Source organism: Microcoleus sp. PH2017_35_SFW_U_B (assembly GCF_020737865.1).
Taxonomy (GTDB): Bacteria; Cyanobacteriota; Cyanobacteriia; order Cyanobacteriales; family Microcoleaceae; genus Microcoleus.
The window spans coordinates 15,073-33,852 of sequence record NZ_JAEQDE010000023.1 but is presented as its reverse complement, the minus strand read 5'-3'; the positions used below and the strand labels follow the sequence as shown (position 1 = coordinate 33,852).

Annotated in this window: 17 protein-coding genes; 8 read left to right on the top strand and 9 right to left on the bottom strand. The window is 44.8% G+C overall.

Features of this window, described 5'->3' with window-relative positions:
- Window positions 1-16: 16 nt before the first annotated feature.
- Both JGK36_RS04040 and JGK36_RS04035 read right to left on the bottom strand, forming a co-directional pair.
- Window positions 17-1,114: a HEAT repeat domain-containing protein gene (locus JGK36_RS04040; RefSeq protein WP_293200809.1), complete on the bottom strand. Its 1,098-nt coding sequence runs from the start codon at window positions 1,112-1,114 to the stop codon at window positions 17-19.
- Entirely contained in the window at window positions 1,069-4,233 is a 3,165-nt protein-coding gene (locus JGK36_RS04035) for a HEAT repeat domain-containing protein (protein WP_293200807.1), read from the bottom strand. Before JGK36_RS04035 ends, JGK36_RS04040 begins: the two co-directional genes overlap by 46 nt.
- 106 nt (window positions 4,234-4,339) lie before the next feature.
- On the opposite strand from JGK36_RS04035, the gene JGK36_RS04030 reads away from it, so the two are divergent.
- The gene (locus JGK36_RS04030; RefSeq protein WP_293184360.1) at window positions 4,340-4,555 is read left to right on the top strand and encodes a hypothetical protein; all 216 of its coding nucleotides are present in this window, start codon (window positions 4,340-4,342) and stop codon (window positions 4,553-4,555) included.
- A gap of 217 nt (window positions 4,556-4,772) precedes the next feature.
- Here the strand turns inward: JGK36_RS04030 and JGK36_RS04025 are convergent, their stop codons facing one another.
- From JGK36_RS04025 to JGK36_RS04015, 3 genes are all read right to left on the bottom strand, one after another.
- Window positions 4,773-4,943, bottom strand: a complete 171-nt coding sequence (locus JGK36_RS04025) for a hypothetical protein (RefSeq protein ID WP_293184358.1) — start codon at window positions 4,941-4,943, stop codon at window positions 4,773-4,775.
- Window positions 4,940-5,290, bottom strand: a complete 351-nt coding sequence (locus tag JGK36_RS04020) for a hypothetical protein (RefSeq protein ID WP_293184355.1) — start codon at window positions 5,288-5,290, stop codon at window positions 4,940-4,942. The genes JGK36_RS04025 and JGK36_RS04020 overlap by 4 nt, the downstream gene beginning before the upstream one ends.
- A gap of 136 nt (window positions 5,291-5,426) precedes the next feature.
- Window positions 5,427-5,660, bottom strand: coding sequence for a hypothetical protein (locus JGK36_RS04015; protein ID WP_293184352.1), 234 nt, complete (start codon window positions 5,658-5,660; stop codon window positions 5,427-5,429).
- Between the two features lie 223 nt (window positions 5,661-5,883).
- Here JGK36_RS04015 and JGK36_RS04010 point away from each other — a divergent pair, with 223 nt between their 5' ends.
- The 4 genes from JGK36_RS04010 (at window position 5,884) to JGK36_RS03995 (ending at window position 9,106) form a co-directional block, all read left to right on the top strand.
- The gene (locus JGK36_RS04010; RefSeq protein ID WP_293184349.1) at window positions 5,884-6,108 is read left to right on the top strand and encodes a helix-turn-helix transcriptional regulator; all 225 of its coding nucleotides are present in this window, start codon (window positions 5,884-5,886) and stop codon (window positions 6,106-6,108) included.
- 303 nt (window positions 6,109-6,411) lie between these two features.
- Window positions 6,412-7,284 (top strand): ParA family protein, encoded by an 873-nt coding sequence (locus JGK36_RS04005; protein ID WP_293184347.1) that lies wholly within the window; start codon window positions 6,412-6,414, stop codon window positions 7,282-7,284.
- Window positions 7,281-7,733: a hypothetical protein gene (locus JGK36_RS04000; protein WP_293184345.1), complete on the top strand. Its 453-nt coding sequence runs from the start codon at window positions 7,281-7,283 to the stop codon at window positions 7,731-7,733. The genes JGK36_RS04005 and JGK36_RS04000 overlap by 4 nt, the downstream gene beginning before the upstream one ends.
- A 101-nt stretch (window positions 7,734-7,834) precedes the next feature.
- Window positions 7,835-9,106 carry a DPP IV N-terminal domain-containing protein gene (locus JGK36_RS03995; RefSeq protein WP_293184342.1) on the top strand — a complete coding sequence of 424 codons (1,272 nt, stop codon included), beginning with the start codon at window positions 7,835-7,837 and terminating at the stop codon, window positions 9,104-9,106.
- 352 nt (window positions 9,107-9,458) lie between these two features.
- Here the strand turns inward: JGK36_RS03995 and hpsL are convergent, their stop codons facing one another.
- Window positions 9,459-11,123: a hormogonium polysaccharide biosynthesis protein HpsL gene (gene hpsL, locus JGK36_RS03990; protein WP_293184340.1), complete on the bottom strand. Its 1,665-nt coding sequence runs from the start codon at window positions 11,121-11,123 to the stop codon at window positions 9,459-9,461.
- A 261-nt stretch (window positions 11,124-11,384) separates the two neighbouring features.
- Between hpsL and JGK36_RS03985 the strand changes: the two genes are divergently transcribed.
- Window positions 11,385-11,960, top strand: a complete 576-nt coding sequence (locus JGK36_RS03985; protein ID WP_293184337.1) for an alpha/beta hydrolase — start codon at window positions 11,385-11,387, stop codon at window positions 11,958-11,960.
- Window positions 11,961-12,387: 427 nt separating this feature from the next.
- Here the strand turns inward: JGK36_RS03985 and JGK36_RS03980 are convergent, their stop codons facing one another.
- The 3 genes from JGK36_RS03980 to JGK36_RS03970 form a co-directional block, all read right to left on the bottom strand.
- Window positions 12,388-13,284 (bottom strand): CoA-binding protein, encoded by an 897-nt coding sequence (locus tag JGK36_RS03980; RefSeq protein ID WP_293184334.1) that lies wholly within the window; start codon window positions 13,282-13,284, stop codon window positions 12,388-12,390.
- An 84-nt stretch (window positions 13,285-13,368) separates the two neighbouring features.
- Window positions 13,369-14,598 carry a succinate--CoA ligase subunit beta gene (locus tag JGK36_RS03975; RefSeq protein ID WP_293184331.1) on the bottom strand — a complete coding sequence of 410 codons (1,230 nt, stop codon included), beginning with the start codon at window positions 14,596-14,598 and terminating at the stop codon, window positions 13,369-13,371.
- Between the two features lie 673 nt (window positions 14,599-15,271).
- Complete coding sequence (locus JGK36_RS03970; RefSeq protein ID WP_293184329.1) at window positions 15,272-16,795, bottom strand: glycosyltransferase family 2 protein; 1,524 nt, start codon at window positions 16,793-16,795, stop codon at window positions 15,272-15,274.
- A 223-nt stretch (window positions 16,796-17,018) separates the two neighbouring features.
- On the opposite strand from JGK36_RS03970, the gene JGK36_RS03965 reads away from it, so the two are divergent.
- On the top strand, window positions 17,019-17,222 hold the full coding sequence (locus JGK36_RS03965) for a hypothetical protein (RefSeq protein WP_293184326.1): 204 nt from the start codon (window positions 17,019-17,021) through the stop codon (window positions 17,220-17,222).
- 100 nt (window positions 17,223-17,322) lie between these two features.
- Window positions 17,323-17,697: a type IV pilus biogenesis protein EbsA gene (ebsA, locus tag JGK36_RS03960; protein WP_293184323.1), complete on the top strand. Its 375-nt coding sequence runs from the start codon at window positions 17,323-17,325 to the stop codon at window positions 17,695-17,697.
- Window positions 17,698-18,780: the final 1,083 nt, after the last annotated feature.

Genomic DNA, 18,780 nt, shown 5'->3' with positions numbered 1-18,780 from the left:
CAAAAACCCGGTTTCTTTAAGACTCTAAATCAACTCTTTTGAGCCAATTTACGACACTTTGAAGTAAATCGGAGTCATGGGGCGAGAAGGTTTGCAGGGGTGGATGTGGCGAGTCGGTGACGAGACAGATAGTACCGTCGAAGCGGGTAAGCGCATCGAGGAAAGTAGGGCTCAAACCTTGGGCGGCGGGGGATGTGGGGTCTTGGTAGAAGATGAGGATGGGGTGTTTGTCGCTGTGGCGGCGGAGTTGATTCCAGTAGGATTTGAGTTGGGGGAGGGTTTCGGGTTCGCCGTTGGGGCGTTGGGGACAGTTTTGGTCGAGGAATTGTTCGTAGATTTCGAGGGCGGGGTTATGGGTGTCGATGAATTTGCTGGTGTCGATGCAAATTAGCTGTAGGGAATCGATTAATTGTGTTTCTACAAGTCTGGCTTCAAGGATGTTGGGTAAATCTGCTAAATTGAGGCTTTGGGTGAAGGGGGTAGAACCGACTCCTGTTGTTTCTGGGACTTCTGGATGGGGTGTGGTGAGTTGATGGTGCCATGCTTGATAGAAAGTTGGGTAAGGCAGATTTTGGGCGCAGTTCCAGATGATTTTAAAGCTGTTTTCGTAGAGGTCAAAATTGGTTTCACGGGTTTTATCACACAGAAAGTGTTGCAAAGCAGAGACAACTGAAGGCATCTGGTCATTTTCCACAATTTTATTCAAAATGTCAGCGACTATTCCACGGGTATCCTCACCATTAGTTGTGGAGATAATTTTGATTAAATCAGCAATCGCCTCTGGGTTTCCTGGGTCAAGTTTATCCAAACTTTCTGCGACTATCAAACGGGTATCCTCATCATTAGTTGTTGACATAATTCTGACTAAAGCAGCGATAGCCTCTGGGTTGCCAGGGTCAATTTTACCCAAAATTTCAGCGACTCTCCAACGGGTAGACGCATCATTAGCCGCCGAGAGAATTCCGATTAAAGCAGCGATCGCCTCTGGGTTTCCTGGGTCACTTTTACCCAAAATTTCAGCAATTTTCCAACGGGTATCCTCATCATTAGTTGTTGACATAATTTCGATTAAAGCAGCGATCGCCTCTGGGTTTCCTGGGTCACTTTTACCCAAAATTTCAGCAATTTTCCAACTGGGTCACTTTTACCCAAAATTTCAGCAATTTTCCAACGGATATCCTCAGCATTAGTAGTTGATAGAAGTTTGATTAAAGAAGCGATAACCTCTGGGTTGCCTGTGGCAATTTTACCCAAACTTTCAGCGACGATCCAACGAGTATAATTATCATTGGTTGTTGAGATCATCCCAATTAAAGCAGCGATAGCTTTCGAGTTTCCTGTCGCAATTTCACCCAAAATCTCTGGGACTATATGACGGATATGCCAATCATTAGCCGCTGAAACAATTTTAATTAAAGCAGCGATAGCTTCTGGGTTTCCTGTCGCAATTCTACCCAAAACGTCAACGATTCTACGACGGATATCTTCATCATTAGTCGCTGATAGAATTTTGATTAAAGCAGCGATAGCTTCCGGGTTTCCTATCGCAATTTCACCCAAACTTCCTGCGACTATCCGACGGGTATGCCAATCATTAGTCGCTGAGAAAAGTGCGATTAAAGCATCGATAGCCTCTGGGTTCCCTTTGGCAATTTCACCCAAACTCCTAGCGACACTCTGACGGATATCCTCATTAGTAGTTGCTGACAGAATTGGGATTAAAGCAGCGATCGCGTCTGGGTTGCCTGAGTCGATTCGACCCAAACTGTCAGCCACACCCCAACGGGTAGACTCATTAGTCGTTGAGAGAAGTTGGATTAAAGCAGCGATCGCCTCTGGATTGCCTGGGTTAATTTTACCCAAACTAGAAGCGACTGTCTTACGAATATCATCATCAGTAGTCGCTGAGATAATTCTGATTAAAGCAGAGATCGCCTCTGGGTTGCCTACCGCAATTTTACCCAAAATCTCAGCGACTATCCGAAGGGTATTGTTATGTTCAGTATTTTTCAGTAAATGAATGAGTTGGTTGACAGCTATACTATGGTTAGTCTGTAACAGTGCTGCTCTTGCTCCCTCTGCAATTGGCTCTAAAAATGTCTGCCATTCTTGTTTTTCAATGTTGAAATAACCACATCCCCACTTAATGATTGTTGGTACTATTTCATCAGCCCGCGAACAATCTTTAAACTCACCTATCCCCGCAGCAGCTAGAAAAAAGGCTTGATATCCATAAAAATCATTGCACTTATCCTTAAACTCTACCAGTGCCTCAATAAACTCTTCCTTCTGCTTCCGATTCACACCCTCCAGCCCCAACCACAGCAAAATCACCTGCTTCCACTGCGCTTCAAAAATCCGATATTCCTTCCCCACCACCGAAAAATTAACATGATTCCGAGGTAAAAAATAATCCCAATCATCCACCGCCAACGCCGCAAAATACTCCTGAAACGTCGCATGATAAAACGCATAAACAGATTCTTCCGGTTCATCAAAATCGATACCAACCCGATTCAACCATCCCAGAGATAACGCCAATGATAATAAAGAAGTTTCATCGCTTCGATCTCCCAAATACTGACTCACTAACTGATAGGACAAGCGAAAACGACTCGATTTGCCATCAATTGCTGCTTTTGCTAATTCTCCTAACCCTTCATGTAAAAGTTTCTGACACTCTTTCTCAGTTTTGCCACATAGCTTTTCATATATTTCGATAATCTGCTCTTTCCAGCGATAGAAATACTTAATAAAACTGGCATATAATTTTGCCTGAGTATCCGGTAAAGTTCCCTGTCTCAAACTCCAAATTTGACACAACATCCACAACCGCAACGGATTTTGAATCAACTCCTTCAGACGGGAATTCTCCGACTCTGCTAATTCCGCCTCCAAACTCTCCCCCGTCGCAGCATCCCCCATCCCCGCAAACCAACGGCGAATATACTCCGTCACTTGTTGGGCATTAAACTCCAAATTGCGAAACACATCAAACCCCGAAAAAGCATTTTTATCCGCCTCCCAAACATTCACCCGACAAGTCACTACCACCCGCGCCGCCTGCACCCATGTCCTTAATAAGTCTTTCCCCAACTGCTGCATTCCTTGAGTGTGCGTCATTTCATCCACACCATCCAGCAACAACCAAACCCGACTCATTTGTGGTTCTAAATCGCGGCGCGTCACTCCTCCTGGACACCCATACAACCACACTTTTTCCAAATGCTCACAGATACTTTGCGCACCTAATTCAGCTAAATCTATCCAAATCGGCAATCCCAAATCTTTCTCTAAAATCCAATCCGCAATCTTCTGCAACCGCGTGGTTTTCCCCGCACCCGGTTCGCCAATAATCGCAATTTTTCGCCCTTGACTGATGTCGCTTTTCCCTTGTCGCAACACATCCTCAAAAAAGCGTTCTTCAGCAATGGGAATGAGTTTTTCTGTTTCCTTTTCCTTTTCTTCCTGCTGATTCCTTGGCTGAGGTTTGGGTTTTTGGCGTTCGACAATCGCTAAGGGAACATAAACCGCATCCAGTTGCGGCGTCATCCCGCAGGCGTTGGTAAAGGGGTTGGTGGTGAGTTGCTGTTGGGCGAGGTTTTGGCGGCAGATTTCTTGCCAGTTTATGGGTGCTTCTTTAGGTTTAGGAGTTTCATGGGATATCTCGACTGTGAGAGATCCAATTATATCTTTCCACTTTTCCTCAATTACTTCTAAATTTTTTTTAGGCTTAGTTTGATGATCCAGTTTGAGGTGAAATTTCCAAAATCCTTGATTTCTTGGACTGTCTTTGAGTTCAAGTATACCTAAGTCTTTCAGACAGTCGAAAACATCTTGGATTGCCTCTCCTCTTTTCTGGGCGTTATCGACATTCTTTTCATCCTTGGGTTGAGAAAGTTCTAACACCTTTCCGAAACATTCCACCAACGTCCATAAATCATCTTTAGTGATGCCTTTGTCAACGGTTTGGGTTCTGTTGTTGCGTTTTTGCTGAATTTTCCCCGATACCAGCAACTCATTTTCCTTTACCCATTCCACGTTGAAGGTAGCTTTCAGCTTATCCCCCGGCACGGCAATTTCCCCATCCGCGAGGGCGAGTAACGCCTCAACCAGTGTTAAGACGTTGTTTTTTGTGGTGGCGTTTTTCCCGTATTTTCGTGCCATCGCTACCTTTTGAGTAAAATTCATCGTCGCTTGGGCGAGTTTGCCCAAACCAGTTGGTTTGCCCAAGCGCTTAACCCCGATTATACAAGGGTTTCAGAATTTTTGCTTTTTGCTTGCTTGGGTAAAAGCCCAAAAAAACAATTTACCTCATAAGCACAAAACGAGGTGAATTATGGCTACCCAGGAAGACAGAATCAAACAACGCGAAGCATTGGAAGATATCCATGATAACTTTGTGCAACCGCATATCGATCAGTTGATTGAAGTCAGCACGCAGTCTTTACCGAATATTGATGTTGCGCTTCCTGGGTTTTGCTATGTGTCGGGATGGTTGGTTTTGGTTGTATTGTATTGTTTTTGGACGCGCTACCGGATGTCATCACAATAGTATAATTCGGCGGTTGAAACCGCTTCTACACAAACAAAGTCTGCCTCCGCAGACTAAGAGGTAAAATGATAGTCGTGGAGGCAGAAACCGGGTTTTTTCCGAAATATTGCATTAGAGCCTTTAACTCTCGTGAAAAACCCGGTTTCTTTGGTATTCATGCGTAAGTTCTAAATGAGACACAAAGGTCGATACGATCGCCTTTTTCACAACTTACTCATTAGAGTTGCTTCTGTTTTTCGGTTTGTTTAGCTTTAGCTTCAGACCATTTTTGGTATTTAGCGGTATTAGCCGAGATCATTTGACACATTTCTCTAGCTTTCTGTTCGGTGTCTCTGGTTAATTCCAAAATTTCTAGCAGTTCCTTGTCATCTAGTTCTTTTTGTGTCATTGTAAATTCTCCAAACGGGCTTTAACACTACTAACTCTTATTTTAGTTTCCAGCACTCGGCCTAGCTCCATTGCCAAGTCTTCCCCCACCTCTTCTATTCTATCATTTGTCAGGACTTCAACTGCTGAGAGATATTCTATCCGTTCCTGAATCTGTGATTTCGATGTGTTTGCGAAAAATATACAGGTGTTTAAAAATCCCGAAAGCTGAATTACGGTAAAATTGTTTGGAAAGCTCTCTAGGATTGCTCTACAAATATTTAGTCCCTCACCTGCTTCCTGCTCAATTTGAGTTAGCTCCTGCTTTATGCGCTCAACTAGAACGGTTATTTCTGATGGAATTGACATATGATACAACTTACTATTGATTATAATCTTTTTCAAAAAAAAGAAGCTATTTCAGCTTGACAAATAACGATCGCCCTTCAATGAGACACAAAGGTCGATCGCACTTCACGCAAAAAAGTGCGCTCGACCTCAAAGACTATTCTTTCCAGTAACGAGTTAAAATCCTAATCACCTCACCCGCTAGAGGCGAAGGTAGAGGCGGGCTCCACTCTCCAACTTGCGCAAAACCTAAAACGTGCAGCAGATTAACAATACTTTCTACCGCTTTCGGAACGCCGCAAATTAGCAAACGAATCGGTTGTTTACCAGCGGGTACATCAGGAATTTCTTCCCGGAGCAGTTCGGGAACAGACTTTGGTTGTGATATCATGGGGTTTGAACTACAGAAGTAGTGGAATTGCGATCGCCCTTAAGTTTTCTAGGCCAGGGGGCGATCGCTTTTTCGTTTGTACATCCTGAGTCTAGTTCAACGGCGGTCGATTGTCAAGCGTTAAGACAATATAAATTGTCGTAACGGCAATTTAAGAGAAAGTCAAGGTTGCAGAATGCTAACATCAGCTTGCAAAGTTATGACTAGCAGTTGAGAGTCAGTAGTGATCCGTTGGAAATTGGCAGTTGTGATGGCCGATCGCAATATCAGCAATAAAGAATTGGCGGCTAGAATTGGGATGCACCCCACTTCTGTGTCTAAAATCAAAACCCGTCGCCGACTCACCCGAATCGATGAAGCAACTCTCAGCGCTTTGTGCAAAGCTCTGAATTGTCAGCCGGGGGATTTAATGGTATATGAAGAGGACAATCCCGATGCCTTAAAATGACTTGGAAATCTGAATTGTCAGCCGAGGAATTTAATGGTGTATGAAGAGGAAATTATGATGGCTTAAAATGACTTAGAATTGATTCAATATCTAGACAAATTGTATTTGATTTCAAGGCATCTAACGGTAAGAACAAAGGTTGATTTGACATCAGTTCATGTTTATTTTATGATAATTTTCTCGATCGCACTTTCCTTCTCATCTCAGTTGACACATCGTGACTCTGGTATGCGATCGCCCTTTCAATTAACATCCACAATATGTTTTAATAAAAAATTGAGCAAAACCTAAGCAAACCCAGCCATGAGTCCCAAATCCATAGCAGTAATCAACTTCAAAGGCGGTGTTGGAAAGACCACCGTCACCTGGAGTCTGGGAAATATTATATCCCAAGGAACCGACTTAGAAGTCCTGATGTTAGACCTAGACCCGCAAATGTCGCTCACAGAGGCGATCGGGCTTAACGAAAATACAGGTCATTTAGATGATAAATTTGGTAAGTGGTACGAAAAATCTCTCAAACACAGACTCACAATTTACGACGCCCTCGAAGTCTTTAAAAAAGCCGGACAAAACTTTAAATTTCCCGTTGGTTTCGACACCATTTATCAGATTGACGAACAGTTGCATTTTATACCTTCAGTTGAAGAATTGTATTGGTTAGACCTCGATGGATTTGAGGGGAAAAGTGTTAAAGACTTCATCCGTCAGTTCAGTGGCAAAATCGCTAACTCTCCCAATCTCCCCAAATACGATTTGATGCTGTTTGACTGTTCGCCTTCCTTCAGTCTCCTCACCTATAGCGTACTTTCTTGCTGCGACTTAATACTGATTCCTGTCAACCCAGATTATTTTGGTTCTCGGGGATTGAGTTTAGTTTTAAACTCGCTCCAAAAACGGATTGAGCCTTACCCGTTTCCCAAGATTGCAGTGTTTATGAATAAAGCTAAAATATATGGAGGATTGCTGACAAATGAAGTTCAGTTTTACATGAGAGAAGTCAAAAGGCTTTGCGCTGAAATCTCAAAAGACAATAACATAGAAGTGAGATTTTTAGAATCGACAATTCGGGAAAGTGTTGGGCTAAAGCGGGCTATTAATGAGGGAGAATTGCCGCGAGAATTAGTTAGAGAGTTTGAGCAACTTTGGCGCGAGTGTGAGGAGTATCTGAAATGATTAAAAAAGATATGTTGCCTGCTGGCGAGCAAAAAAGCGGAGGGTTGGTTGATGAAATTGGCGAACTTAAGGAGATATTGCGCGAGGTTTCTAAAAAATTAACCAGGATTGAGGCTCAAGTCAAGCGGGGAGGGCTTTCTGCTGGTTCTAAAACTTCTGAATTGCCTGCTGTTGCTGTTGCTGATGTTGAGAAACCTGCTAATTTATCTACTGAAAATGTTCTCGAAGTTTATGAAGAACTGCGCTTGCAAGCTAAGAAGGGTCATGAATTAGAGGTGAGGCAAAAATTGTCGGCTATGAGTGCAACTGATTTGAATTTGATGTGTTGCGAGTTAGGGATGCCGCCCACAAGCAAGAATCCGTCCCGCAAAAAAATGTTCGAGCTAATTATTGGTAGAATTAAGCAGAGTTTGATGCTGTCGCGACATATCGATCGCCAAACACTTTAAACAGTTGACAGTTGACAGTTGACAGTTGACCTGTGATAGCGAAAATTCGAGCTGTCTTTTTTGCTTTCCACTTTCCATTGTCAAGAGGATCAACTAACAAAATGCGTTTGCATAAATTATGGAGGTTTTGGTCGATCGCCCTTATCGCCCTAACACTCGCTCTCGCCCTGTTTTCGAGCCTGCAAAGCCCTCCGACAACCGCAGCCCAAAAATCCCCAAGCATACTGGCGTTTACAGCTCTCCAACAGCGCGAGAGCGAGGTGAGAAACAGTTTATTTACCGTCAACGCTACCAGTTTAGCCCGCCGCGAACTTGCACCCAATATAGATGTTAGCTATACCGTAGTTTGGTCGCCCAAGGGCGATCGACTGGCTTTCGTTGGCACAGACACGGACATTTATACAGTCAACGCTGACGGTTCCGGGTTAACGAAACAGTTTGCTGGGGAGTCTTGCAAAGCAGCTAATTTTGCAATAGCTTGGTTTTCCAACAGCCAAAAACTTGTTTTTGCCCGTTCCTGCGATGGTTTTACCTCGGATTCTCCCGGCAGTCAATCACTTTATACTAGCGATACTTCGGGTATTAAAGGAACTAAATTAGTTCGCAATTGGGAAGTAGGAGGACAACCGGCTAAAACAGAAATTTCATCAGAATTCTATCTTTCTCCTGATGGTGAACAGGTAGCCTTTGTTAAGGATAAAAATATTTATAAAATGAATGCCGACGGTTCGGGCATGACTAAATTAACCAAAAGTCCCGGCGAGTATATATCCGGCGGTAGCGAACTTGTCTGGTCGCCCGATCGCACAAAAATCGCTTTTTTCTCCGGTACCTATCCCCAACAGCAAGTTTACACGATTAATGCCGACGGCACAAACCTCAAAAATTTGACCAACAACCCGCAACATCAAGTCTACAACGTCAAGCTATTTTGGTCGCCCGACAGCAGCCGGATTGCTTACTATCACGGGAAAGCGGGCGATTTGAGCGGGGAAAAGCAGGATATTTGGGCGATCGACATTAACAGCGGAACCGCCAAAAATCTCACCCAAAAACCCCAAAACTACGATGCACTTTCCTGGTCGCCCGATGGCAAACTTATCGCCTTCACTGGCGGAGACTTCAACCAGCAAAAATTATACACAATAAATGCGGAAACTTCCCAGCTAAATCAACTAGCTCCCCGCCTAGGAATGTCTGGAATTTCTGAATTAGCTTGGTCTTATGACAGTCAGCAAATTGCTTTTACTTTGAATGAGAATACAGGTAACAAAAGTAATTTGTATGTAATTAATCGCGACGGTTCGGGATTAAATAAATTGACCAGCGACAAGGATTTAAATGCTGGGAGTCCTGTTTGGAAACCACAGTAAAATTACAATTTATATCATGTCCGTTGAAACTACAACACTACAAATTTTTCTGGACTTACACAAGTCGCATAACATTGGGGTTAATTCTTAGGTATGTAGTTGCGCTTCAGCGCTCTTGTTAATTCTCGAAAATAGCGCTGAAGCGCAACAACGTACCTTTGCATAAGATTAGGGTTAATTCTTAGGTATGTAGTTGCGCTTCAGCGCTCTTGTTAATTCTCGAAAAGAGCGCCCAAGCGCAACAACGTACCTTTGCATAACATTGGGGTTAATTCTTAGGTATGTAGTTGCGCTTCAGCGCTCTTGTTAATTCTCGAAAAGAGCGCTAAAGCGCAACAACGTACCTTTTTTGTCAAATTGGAGCCGATGCAATAATCTTTTTCTCCTTAAATTGCTGGTGAACTTCCAATTCATGTCCCTCAAGTTCCTGGTGTTTCTCATCCTGCACCTGTTTGTCAATTTTGGGCAACTTTAAAATCGCCCCAGCCAAAACCCAGTAATACACACACACTGGATCTACATCCAGCGGATAGTATTGAGGATAGATGCTAATAAATCCCACAAACACCCAAAAACTAGCTCCGTAACTCCGCAAACTTTTGTCCTTGACAGAACGGTAAGCTCTAAAAGTTAGAAAAGCCAAGTGTAAAAGCATGATTTGAACAGCAATCATTCCCGGATAACCGAGTTCGTACATCAACTTAGGTTGGAAAGTTTCAATTAGCTGTGTAGCACCAAAGATCCGCGTTGAATTAGTCGCTCGTCCCACACCTCTACCAAGAGGTCTGTCAATGATAAAATTGTTGCTCTGCTCGAACTGATTAAAAATAAACTGTTGGGGCGGTGCAGCGTTCCAGCGGTTAACAAAACTATCCCACCGCTGTTCGATTATTCCTGGGTTAATTGCTGCACCGACAAAGAGCAGAATTGCCAGTCCTGCACCGATGGGAATAAATCGTTTTAAGTTAACTAATTGACCTGTAAGAATTAGCAGGATGGCTGTGGCAACTGGAACCATAACTAACGCAGCTCTTTGACCCGAAATAACTGCATTTGCAAATACTAAGGCCATGCCAAATAAACTGATAACTCTCCACCAGAATGAAGGATCGCAAAAGGCAGAGGCAAAGGTTAAAAAAGCATTAGAAATTAGAAACCACGCCCACTGCCAAGGTGCGACAAATGTTCCCGGCAAGCGGATAAACTTGACTTCTGGACTGAATACCAAAGAACCGCCGACAAAACATCTAGCTTGCAGAGTTGCTTTATATAATTCTTCTCCAATCATGCCTCGGGTACCCGCACATTTTCCGCTTTGCAGCAAGAGGTACTGAATCAAACCGAGAATGCAGCAAACGATCGCCAAAACTACGTGCATTCTACCAAAAAACACCAAATCCTTCTTAGTGCGGAGCAGATAATAGGTACAAGCAATCAGCGGTATGTAACCTATCAATACTTTTAAGCCGAGAATTCCTTGTAGAATTGGTTTGTCACCCTTCATCGGGTTGAGCTGCATCTCCCCGTTGACAAAAATTAAAGTCAGCATTGCCATCATCAACAGGATGCTGAAGGTAGAAAGCATTTGTTTGGGAATGAACAGAGGCAACTGTTTCTTTTTGCAGCTTTGAATGAGGGCGATGAGGGCTGGTATGTAGAAGGCGTCTTTGGCTACTTGAAATGCAGCATTCCCGCCACCAATTGCGTAGGTAACTGTACCGCTTAAAGGCAGGTAAATAAAAAAAGCCCAGAAAGCTGGACGGGGGTATTTGTAGGAAAGTAGCAAAATGGCTATGGCGGCGCCTCCGGCAATAGCAATCTTAGCGCGAACCACGAACAACAGGATGATGCTGACAGCAACACTGATTAAGCAGCTTATGACGATCGCCTGCGCTAATTCATTGCGCTTTTGTGAAGTTTTGCGTTTTTGTGCCGCTATTTCTTTTTTGCTGGACGTTGTTGTTTTTTCGCTGGGCTTTTGTTTGGACTTCTTAGATTTGCGCTTGGTTTTAAACATAACTGATAAAAGGCACTTATGTAGAAGGCAGAAGGCACTCACAGGTAGAAGGCAAAATGTATATCAGAAAAAATATTGCGGTAGATGTGGTTACTTATTCTTAACGTCCAAAACGCCGAAAAATTGGGGTCAAGATGCTGGGTGCGAGGCGGGCAAAACTTACACTCGCAACCTTGTAGAATATAACTGCTGCATCTATAATGTACAAATCTCGAAAGCATAATTTTAATCGATCGCTCAAATCGATCGCAGAAACTGGATATGAAGTTAAACAAATTGGTATCGATCGGCATTGCCCTAGTTGTAGGAGCAAGCGCGAGCATATTATCTAGCAGCAGTAGAGCATTCGGGGCCGAAAAAGTTGTCCTGACATTTGGCCCGATCCGCCAAGCCGTCAATATCAGCGACTTAGAAGACTTTGCTAAAGATGGCACGACGACGCCAACCCTCAAACAAATTATCGGGTTCTCCAAAATGGATCCAAAAACATTGCAGGGGTTGATCGGTTTACAAATCGGTTTAAAGCCAGCTAATCTCGCCCGGATAGTTTACAGCACTCCAGGCGAAAAAATTACTGATGAAATTGGTCAAGCAATTCGGACTCAGCGCCGCACAGAAGGTGGCAAAGCCATGCGGGCTGCGCTGATTCTGGCAGCCGGCGACGATGGTAAGGTGTCGCTGTTGGAAATCTTGAAAAAGTATCCTCTCCCGGAGGTTTACGTAGATGTTGCCAGCATTGCTGCGACTGTTGGGAAAATTCAGGGTTTGGCTGGAAATATGGGCACCCTACTGCAAGATTCCAAGGGCGAGACAAAGGGCACAACTCAGACAAAATAGCACTGAAAGTTCGATCGCACAGGTTTGTAGTGAGGACTAAAGTCCTCAGACTTTTTTGGCGGACTAAAGTCCGAACGATCAAACTAAGGAATGAAAATTAAATAATACCATTTATCTAAAATTGTGCAACACTCTTCGACCCCCCCTAGCCCCCCCGCTGCTTTGCGGGGGGGACAAGAATACTGTTGCATTCTTTTTTTAAATTGGTATAACTTACAGTTTTTATTGTTCTTGTGGGATGGGCGTCCCGCCCGTCCCGAAAAGACGGGCGGGACGCCCATCCCACAAACTTGTGTAAGTTATTAAATTTTCGTTCCTAAGAAGCGCGGACTAAACTCCGAACGATCAAACTAAGAAGCGCGGACTAAAGTCCTTACTACAAACCAAAAAACGCGGACTAAAGTCCTTACTACAAACCAAGAAGCAATTAATTTTTCTTGAGCAACTTCTTGAGCAACTTGGGAACCTCCGAAGGCCGAGCAGCTACGGGTATTTCCGCCTCTTCAAAGGCAGCCATTTTGTTCTCTACCGTAACACCAAAGGCTTTCTGGGCAGCAGCCCGAGAACTGATCAGGATGCCGGCATGGCCCAAGGACGGGCCCTTGGGAACGTAGCGGCCTGCCAAATAAGCAACCACAGGTTTGTCGATCGCCGAAGCGATGTAAGAAGCAGCAGCTTGTTCGCTCCAACCGCCAACTTCCCCAATTAAAACCATCGCCTCCGTACTGTCATCTTCGTCCAAAAGTTGCAGCCACTGCATAAAAGAAGAACCCACAATCGCGTCGCAGCCAATACAAACCGCCATCGACTGTCCCAAACCTGCCTCAGTCAGTTCGAGAGCAACTTCGTAAGTCAAAGTGCTGCTGCGGCTGATTACCCCGATCGAACCCGGAGTGTAGAATTCCTTGGGGTGAGTTCCCAGCAGCAGTTTGTCAGGGACAATAATCCCCGGACTGTTGGGCCCGATCACTAAAGTTTCTGTGGCCTCTGCCTTTCTGACTAAGCGCACCATATCCAGAGGAGGCACTCCCTCAGTGACGATCGCGATTTGCCGAATTCCTGCCGCGATCGCTTCTAGAGCCGCATCCAGCACCCAGTAAGCCTCTACCAAAATTACCGTAGTGTCAACATGACCCACTGCCGCCACAGCTTCTTCTACCAAATCAAAAATAGGAATTCCCTCCAACTCCTGCCCTCCCCTACCGGGACTGACACCGGCGACTACATTAGTGCCGTATGCCTTCATCATCAGGGCGGCGCGCGTTGAGGCGGGAGATTCTGTAATGCCCTGTACTAGGACTTTGCTTTCAGGAGTTAAATTCATTTTTTCCTAGTTAAAACTCGATCTTTCAAAAGCAGAAGGCTTTCATATGTTGTCCAGAGTTCTCGTTTTGCCGATCGACTGTCGCTACTTGGCAGATGATACAGCTTGAGCCGCAGCTTCATCTAAAGTGCTAGCTAGCTGCACGGGCAACTGTCCGAAACGCTTTTTAACAGCATCAGCATCGAGCTCTACCAGGCGCAGCACAACTTGAATGTGCCGGTTGGCGCGAGCTTTTCGTTCCAAATAGCCCGCTATGGCGGTGATGATTTCCTCACTCTTGGAAGCACTGTCCAAAATATTTACAAGTATCACCTTAACGCTTTTATCCTGAGCGACCAACTCCAGACCCAACTCGGTGCGATCGCGCAGGGCATTTACTGCATCGTAACGATCTAAAGAACCCAGGTTGACAAAATTAGCCGGTTTTCCTCGTTGGTGAGCTACAGCATCCAGAGTTGCCATTGTCAGGCCCACTCCGTTGCACAAAATCCCGACATTCCCCTCTAGTTCCACTAATTCCAGAGATGCGGAATTCGAGATTGGGGATTGAGGTTTGGAGTCAAACTGATCCGGCGACTGCTGCGACTTTGAGTTGGAATTCCGGCGATCGCCCCCATAGGCATTTCTGCTGTCCCCTCCCAACCCGCTGAAGAGCTTTTTACCCGAGAGTATTACCAAGTCTGGATGCCGCCCCAAGGCATCGTCGTTGGCGCTGACTTTACCGTCTAAAGCCATTAACTCTCCTGTTGGACTGATGCCGAGAGGATTGATTTCCACTAAATCTAAATCCTTTTGGACAAACAACCGATACATTTTCTCGACAATTGTACTCACCGATTGAATCAAATCTCCTTGCAATCCCATTTTCAGCATCAGACGCCTCGCGTAGAAAGGCGAAAATTCCTGATCTACGGCAACTTGCTGCATTTGGTCGATCGACCCTTCGACATCCATACCTCCTTGTCTGGAGCCCAGAAGTACCGGGCGGCGGGCGATCGGGTCTAGGAGTACGGCTAAGTACAATTCTTGGTCAGCGTTGTACTTTGCTTCTGCTAACAGGACTTGCGGATATTCATCCTCGATCGGCAAATTAAAAATTGTTTGAGCCGCAGCAACTGCGTCGATCGTATTTTCCACAAATTTAATGCCACCCGCCCGGCCTCGTCCCCCAGCCCGCACTTGCGACTTCAGGACAACTGGGTAAGGAATTTTCAGCCCTTTGAGATCGGCGGGTTTGTCAATCCGCTGCGACGGCAAAATCGGAATTGCCATCTGACGAAATAAAGATTTGGCTTGGTACTCTAACAAATCCATTTTTAATAACGGGTGACGGGTATTTGGCAACAAGCAATTCGTCGTTTTTGGCAATTCATTATTAATAGATAATAATTGGCTTTATGTCAAGTTAAAAATTAAAAGTTATGGTTTTTATCTCTTTTGATTCTCAACTTTGTATATTGCCGATTACTTATGTAGTATTCCTGGCATATCACTTGTTACCAGAAAGATTCGCGGACGTTGTTGGGAAGAAGGCCCTATACGTCTGGGTGGTTTATAAGCTGTCAATTATACCTCATCTTTTTGAGAAAGGCTATATCACTTATTACGCTATTTTGTACTTTTTGTTTTGCGATCGACAATTGCAAGATTTGACTAGCTTGGGCGGGACAGAGTAGGGAGATGGTTAGTAGTTGTTTTTTCTTCGGAGTTTTGGCAATACTGTTTCCAGATATTTCTGGGAGCTAATTATCAATTGATTACAAGTAAATTAATCTAATCAAGCATCAAATACGACTTGCTTTTAAGCTTGTCATGTGTATTTTATCCCTTTTCCTCAATAACTAATAACTCCTTCCCAATAACTAATGACTCCTTCCCAATAAATAATGACTAATGACTTCTTCCTTCTGTCAACTGTCAACTGTCAACTGTCAACTTTCAACTTTCAACTTTCAACTGCCAACTGTCAACTTTCAACTGCCAACTGTCAACTGTCAACTGTCAACTTAGCAGTGCCTTGATGAACAGTTTTAACCCATTTCAGCCGCTTGGGACGCACCGAAATCCGAGCCGTCACAATCCCTACCAGCAGCCAGTGCAACATATACACAGTACCCCGCAGCGTTTGCAGCAAGGTGACAAAAACTCTTTTAATGTCAAATTTAGTCTCTTTGCGAGTGCGGCGCAAACCGACAAACATTCCCACCACTGACAAGGTAAGAGTCATTACAGTTATGGGACTGGCGATCGGCATCCGGCGCAGCGCAATTGACATCAAAAAGTCAGGCAGCGCTACTGTCGGCAAGAAATATTGAGATACCCAAAATCCAAATAAATCCCAAGTTTTCCCAGTTCCCATCCGGTTCCGCAAAATTAGCTGCCAGTAGTCAAGATAACGCTGATAGCCACCTTCTGCCCACCGATTGCGCTGGTGCCACAGGGCGCGAGCGTTGGTAACTCCTTCTTCTGACACGGCTGGGAAAGCCAGAAATTCAATGTCCCACTGGTCTAGGTGGAGCCTCACGGTCAAATCCAGGTCGTCGGTAATGGTTTCCTCGTTCCAGCCGCCACAGCTTTCTAAGGCAGTGCGGCGCATGAATTGGCCGTTACCGCGCAATTCTCCAATGCCGCCGATCGCAATCCGTTGCTGCTGGAAAAAACTGTCGAGAGCCATTTCTGCTTCTTGGCCGCGAGTCCACACATTTACTGCTGCATTGGCGATCGCCTTTCTGACTTGCACCGCCCCTACCTTTTGTCTCTCGAACACCGGCAGCACCCGGCGCAGCAAATCCGGCGTTACCGTCGCGTCGGCGTCAAATATTCCCACAAATTCCCCGCGAGTCAGCGGCAAAACTTCATTCAGGGCTCCCGACTTGCCACCGCTGGCATTTGCTCCTCTGCTAAATACTTTGAGCTGCGGGTACTGTTTGGTTAGCTGTTCCAATACTAGCGCCGTGCCGTCGCTGCTGCGATCGTCGATCGCCCAAACTTCGTAACGGTCGATCGGGTAATCTAGATTGCAGATTGATTGTACGAATCGGGCAATCACCGCTTCCTCATTTTTCGCTGCCACCAGCAGCGACACGTAGGGCCAATCCTCTCGATTTTCATCGGCCAGAGGCGGCAGTGCGGGCTTGGGATGGGCAAACAACACTCGAAATGCTTGCATCCACAGCAGTCCCGTCAAACCCCACACTACCCACGCACCCCAAGAAATCAAGTGTAGGGCGATCGTGCCACCCCAAATCGCAGTCAGCAACGCGGCGGCTTTTCCCCGCCGTCCCCGGTACAGATTTTGAGGAAAAGAGGGAGATCCCGGCACAGACACCGCCACCGGGAGCTCTGATGAAGTTTCCGCGTCAAACACCCTGTCGCCAATGTCTGGGATGCCAAATATTTTGCCGAGCTTGGAGTTCGAGGTCAAACTCTTGAGCTCTTCTTGAGCTAGATCGGGGATGTCCAACTTAAGCTCGCTGCGAGTGTCGTTTTCCGGCCAAGAACTCTCCTGCATAAGTTACTTGATTCAACCACCAATAGTTTTTGATTTTAGAGATAAGTATCCACTGTACCAGTTTCTGGGCTTTTGTCGAAAGCTGACCAAGAATTGATTGATGGTACCCGCCACGTGATTTATCCGTGGAATCAATCCCAAATCGAAAATCGAAAATCCTCTTTTCCCCCGAATTTATCCGTGGGGTGGCCTCTAAAATCTAAAATCTAAAATCTAAAATCGATTGACCGGAGCTCGTTTGTGCGCGATCGCCCAAGAGTACGGCACTGCTAAACTGGAATTGCATAGAGTATTGGGGATGATTCATCCAAAAACGGATACCAGCCAGCGACTTAAGTCATTCGCCACGCCAAATTTTAGACTCCTGTTCAAACTCGCCACTTCAGCAGATTCATCTGTTCTTGTAAATCTAAAATCTAAAATCTAAAATCCCCAAATCCAAAATAGACTGAGTTTTGCTTGCGATCGACCAGGAATATCTGCTAGTTTTTGCAGATGATCTCAACCCACTGTCAGGATGCGGAAATATGTCTCTTCCTCAACTGAAACCAGCCGACGACAAAGAAGTGAAAGTCTACGCGCCTTTCTATCAAGAGCCCAGGCGCAAGTTCTTGCCCCACGCTATTGGCCTCTACAAGCTCAAAAGCTTGGAGGGGGCAAGAAAAATTGACGGCGGCGAAGATATACCCTTTGTCGCTAGTTGGAATATCTCGTCGCTGCCGATGGATTTGACCCGCTGTCGGGTGTTGTTTGACGGTAATGCTGAACTCAGCTACGAAGTGACTATGCAAAGTTCTGAGTTTGTCAGTTGTTTAATTGAGGTACTCCTAACTTTTCAGCGGACTCGTACCGTCGATTTTTCTAAAACGTTTTACCGCAAGCTGATGCGTATGGATGACTAATTTTCACCGCACCCGCGCTCCCAAAAGTTTGTAATTGATTGCGGCCCTAAAATGCGCGCTAATAATGTAATGCCATCGGGACGGCGAGATTATATTATTGGTGCGCTATTTCTATTTTGAGGAGTTACGCGCTTGCGACAAGAGTGAAACTCGGTTTCTACGAGATTTTGTGTTTAGGATCGCGAATTAAATAACTTACAATTTTAATTGTTATGGTGGGATGGGCGTCCCGCCCATCCCACTTTCAAGAGTGGAAGTTATTTAATTTTCATTCCTTAGTAACGAGAAATCTACGAATAAACCGAGTTTCTCGCCTCCCATGCGCAAGCCTTGTATTTCAGAAGGCGCAATACTATAGCCCAATACTGTTCACTTAAGACAGATCCCCCCTAACCCCCCTTCCCAAGGGGAGTAGGGGGTGGGACAAGAAAGCTCTTAAAGTCCCCCTTCTTAAGGGGGATTTAGGGGGATATCCGGGGCATAAAAAGTGTTAAGTGAACCGTATTGTACTATAGCCTTGCTCAACAACAGCGATCGACGCTTGAATTTTTCGTAATTGGTAACTTAGGAATGAGAATTAAATAACTTACAATTTTTATTATTCTTGTGGAATGGGCGTCCCGCCCGTCCTTTCTGAACGGGCGGGACGCCCATTCCACAAATATGTGTAAATTATTTAATTTGCGCTCCTTAGTCCTGGACGTAGGTGTTGGCAGAAACCGGGCTTTTTTACGAAAATACTAGCCCAAAAAACTCACATTTTGTGAAAAACCCAGTTTCTTGAGGTTTGTTTGTAAGCCATGTAATTAAGGATCCCGTGTACCTTACGGAAATTGAGAATCGCTATAACTGAGTTATTGCATCATTAGACAAGAGTGCAAAAATTGCTTTCCTATATTGAAAGGCCTCTGCGTCTATTATATACGTTGCATCTGCCTTGATCGATAGGTTTATTTATCACTCAAATATTTATTATAAAATTATTATTTTTAAATGCTGTTGACAAATAGTTCTTAACAACCGAAAATCGAAAAAACATGAAAATAAAGATGTAAAAAAAGCTAACAAAAGGGTGGCGAACAA

Excerpts from the sequence above, each read along its gene's own strand:
- JGK36_RS04030 (WP_293184360.1), top strand. The coding sequence starts at position 4,340 with ATGGCTACCCAGGAAGACAGAATCAAACAACGCGAAGCATTGGAAGAT.
- JGK36_RS04025 (WP_293184358.1), bottom strand. The coding sequence starts at position 4,943 with ATGACACAAAAAGAACTAGATGACAAGGAACTGCTAGAAATTTTGGAA.
- JGK36_RS04020 (WP_293184355.1), bottom strand. The coding sequence starts at position 5,290 with ATGTCAATTCCATCAGAAATAACCGTTCTAGTTGAGCGCATAAAGCAG.
- JGK36_RS04015 (WP_293184352.1), bottom strand. The coding sequence starts at position 5,660 with ATGATATCACAACCAAAGTCTGTTCCCGAACTGCTCCGGGAAGAAATT.
- JGK36_RS04005 (WP_293184347.1), top strand. The coding sequence starts at position 6,412 with ATGAGTCCCAAATCCATAGCAGTAATCAACTTCAAAGGCGGTGTTGGA.
- JGK36_RS04000 (WP_293184345.1), top strand. The coding sequence starts at position 7,281 with ATGATTAAAAAAGATATGTTGCCTGCTGGCGAGCAAAAAAGCGGAGGG.
- JGK36_RS03995 (WP_293184342.1), top strand. The coding sequence starts at position 7,835 with ATGCGTTTGCATAAATTATGGAGGTTTTGGTCGATCGCCCTTATCGCC.
- hpsL (WP_293184340.1), bottom strand. The coding sequence starts at position 11,123 with ATGTTTAAAACCAAGCGCAAATCTAAGAAGTCCAAACAAAAGCCCAGC.
- JGK36_RS03985 (WP_293184337.1), top strand. The coding sequence starts at position 11,385 with ATGAAGTTAAACAAATTGGTATCGATCGGCATTGCCCTAGTTGTAGGA.
- JGK36_RS03980 (WP_293184334.1), bottom strand. The coding sequence starts at position 13,284 with ATGAATTTAACTCCTGAAAGCAAAGTCCTAGTACAGGGCATTACAGAA.
- JGK36_RS03975 (WP_293184331.1), bottom strand. The coding sequence starts at position 14,598 with ATGGATTTGTTAGAGTACCAAGCCAAATCTTTATTTCGTCAGATGGCA.
- JGK36_RS03970 (WP_293184329.1), bottom strand. The coding sequence starts at position 16,795 with ATGCAGGAGAGTTCTTGGCCGGAAAACGACACTCGCAGCGAGCTTAAG.
- ebsA (WP_293184323.1), top strand. The coding sequence starts at position 17,323 with ATGTCTCTTCCTCAACTGAAACCAGCCGACGACAAAGAAGTGAAAGTC.